The 2,859-nt window shown below is 67.1% G+C and carries 3 protein-coding genes; all 3 read right to left on the bottom strand.

From position 1 onward, the window contains the following. Positions 1–959 (bottom strand): hypothetical protein (locus JYJ84_RS33085; RefSeq protein ID WP_205190013.1); only part of this gene is annotated, 959 nt, incomplete at its 3' end. Between the two features lie 3 nt (positions 960–962). Further along, positions 963–2,459, bottom strand: a complete 1,497-nt coding sequence (locus JYJ84_RS33080) for a hypothetical protein (protein ID WP_105812237.1) — start codon at positions 2,457–2,459, stop codon at positions 963–965. A gap of 1 nt (position 2,460) precedes the next feature. Beyond that, positions 2,461–2,751 (bottom strand): hypothetical protein, encoded by a 291-nt coding sequence (locus tag JYJ84_RS33075; RefSeq protein WP_087782474.1) that lies wholly within the window; start codon positions 2,749–2,751, stop codon positions 2,461–2,463. Positions 2,752–2,859 lie beyond the last annotated feature (108 nt).

The raw sequence follows: 2,859 nt of genomic DNA, 5'->3' as shown, positions 1-2,859 counted from the left end.
TCGCCCACCTTCGGCAGGCGGTAGATGATCGCGCTGGCCGCGCTCTCCAGCAGCGCCGAACTCTGGATGCGGCAGCCCTTCAGGCGCCACACGGACTTGCCGCCGCGCGCTTCGCCCAGGCGGAACGACCCGAAGGGCTGCGGCAGCTTGACCAGCACGCCGTCCTTGCCCAGCTTCCAGCGCACGTCGGTGGAATCGCCGATCACGCGCCCGCACCAGGGGTAGCGCATCCGCGAGTTCTTCTGCATCAGCAGCTTGGACGATGCCAGGATTTCGACGTACAGGATGAAGTTCAGCCAGAAGCGGAACACCGGCAGCAGGCGCGCGGGAATCACCGAGCGGATGATGTGCATGAGGCTCGCAATCGAGCGCACATTCACACTGAAGTCCAGCACGATTTCGACCCGGCTGGTCAGGTACATCTGGTCGGTGTCGATGGGCCGGTCTGCACGGCTCTCGTCGGCGTTCAGGATGCGCCGGCCGATGCCCCAGGTGCCGTCCAGCTTCAGGCCGGGTTCGCCGATCTGGTGCAGCCACCAGGAAAAGCGCGGCGTCGAGGGATAGAGGCCGGTCGGGTACGGCAGCGCCTTGTCGTGCCAGAGCTGATCGACCTGGCAAAGGTTCGGGAACAGCATCTGGAGGTAGGTGCGCAGGAAGTGCAGCCCACGCCCCTGCACGTCGCCCGACTTCCAGGCCCGGTACAGGTAGCGGGTGGCGGCTTCCTCGCGGTCGCCCTGCATCAGCACCAGGCCGTCGGCATTGACCGCCTTGCGCACCAGGTCGAAGCTGCCCAGGTGCGCCGCGCCCAGCACATTCACGTCGAAGGTGTCGGCGGCTAGGGTCGAGTCGAACAGGTCGAGAAACAGCCGCTTCAGGTCGGCCTCGACCTCGTTTTCGGTGTAGCTGTTCTCCAGCGGCAGCAGGCGCGGGAGCTGGGCGTTCGAGAAATCCAGGGACATGGCTTACCCGCCCCAGGAAGGCGTGACGATATTCACCGTCTCCACGGTGACGCTCAGGGTGTCGGTGTCCAGGTAGCGCCACATCTCGGGCCGGGCCAGCAGCGAGGCCGGCTCCACGATGCCCACGGTCAGGTCGGCCTCGCCGTCGGACAAGGCCGGCACCTTCTGGCGCAGCAGCGCATAGACGCGCTGGTACAGCGGGCGCTGGCGGCCGCGCCGCGATGCCGCCGAGGACGGGCCGAACTCGGCCATCAGCGCCTCGATGATCTTCTGCTTCACGTCGGACGCCACGTAAGAGGTGGAAACCCGCGCGCTGATGGTCATGCGGATTTTCGAGCGCACTGGCGAGAAGAAGCGGACGCGGTAGCTGTCGTCGGCAGCCAGGATCGCCGCCTTGATGGCCTGCTGCGTCCCGGTCAGGTCGTCGTCGGCGATCACCGCCGGCGGCACCGGCGTGTCTGGGTCATCCTCGATCAACACGGATTCGCCTCCCTCGCTGGAGAGGCAGGCCACGAAGATCGCATTGATGTTGTCGAAGGCCGGGCCGCGCGCCTGCTCCTCGGCCGACTCGTTCCAGACGGAAAGGAATTGCAGGGTCGGGAAGTTGCGCCGCACCAGAAAGTCGAACTCGCCCAGGAACACGGCGTTGTTGTCGTACACCGACGGGTAGCGCGCCAGGTCGCGCAGCACCGACATGGGCATGGGGTTCTGGCCGGCGATCAGCAGCGCGTCCATGCGCAGCTCGATGGCGGACTCGGCCGGCGACCCCAGGTACTCGAACGAGAACGGGCTGTCGTAGGCCGGGCTGACCTCGCCCGAGGTGTAGAAAACCGTCAGGGTGATTTCCGCGCCGTCCTTGGGCTGCACGCCCACCACGCCGTCGAAGCCGAACCGGACGTAGGTGCGCTGGCGGTCGTCCGCCTCGACGTGGAACACGCGCTCATCGGGCGCCGTGTTCACGTAGCGGTCGCGGTACTCGAAGGCGCCATCCGCATCGCTGACGGCGATGGCGCACAGGTAGGAGTCGTCCTCGGGCGCCGGCACCTCGATGGCGTAGAACGGCTCGGTGCCGCTCACGGTATGCGTGACGGTGCTGGAGCGCACCTGGCTGGCCTCGAACGTGGCCTCGCCGCCGGCGGGCACGGCGGCCGGCGTCTCGACGCGCCACAGCAGGCCCGACGAATCCAGCAGCGTGCGGCCGGATTCCACCGTGAAGGCGCTGGAGCTGGTGTTGATGGCCCGCACGCGCACACGCGCGGACTTGCCCTTGCGCACGATGCCACGCATGGCAGCATCCGCCAGCACGGTCGCGTCACGGGTCTTCTCGAATGCCTCCGCATGGGCTGCCTCCACCTGCGCCGAGAACATCGCCAGCATGGTCGCCATCGCGTCCAGGTGCTGCATGATGCGCGGGTCGCCCGCCTGGTACAGAGGGGCGATGGTCGGGTAGGAAGCAATCGAATCGCGGATGGCCCGCTGGTAATCGGCCTTGGTCAGCACGTCATCCCCCCGTCACTTCGATGGTCTGGCCGGCGACTTCCACGATCAGGTCGAGGCGGTCAGGCAGCGAGGGAACGCCGTAGAGGTTCAGCGAGCCGGTCGGCAGGGCCTGAAGCACAGGCACGTCGCTGCGCATCTTGCGCAGGAACGAATCGGGCGCACCGTCGGCGTGCGGGCGCTGGAGCAAGGATTTCGTGTCCTGCCCATAGTCCGAGCCGAGATAGCCCCCCACCGGCGTATTGAGCCAGTGGCGCACCATGCCTTGAATGTCGTTTCCAGTGATCGTCGCCATGCCAGACAGCGTAGGGGCCTGGCAACGTCAGGAAGGGGCTGGTTTTCCGATGCGGCGCCTATGCACCCCCCAGCCCGCCGGTGGCAATGTGCGCGATACCGCGCTCGC

The organism is Burkholderia sp. LMG 13014, from assembly GCF_905232215.1.
In the GTDB taxonomy this organism is placed as follows: Bacteria; Pseudomonadota; Gammaproteobacteria; order Burkholderiales; family Burkholderiaceae; genus Burkholderia.
This window is presented reverse-complemented; position numbering and strand designations above follow the sequence as displayed.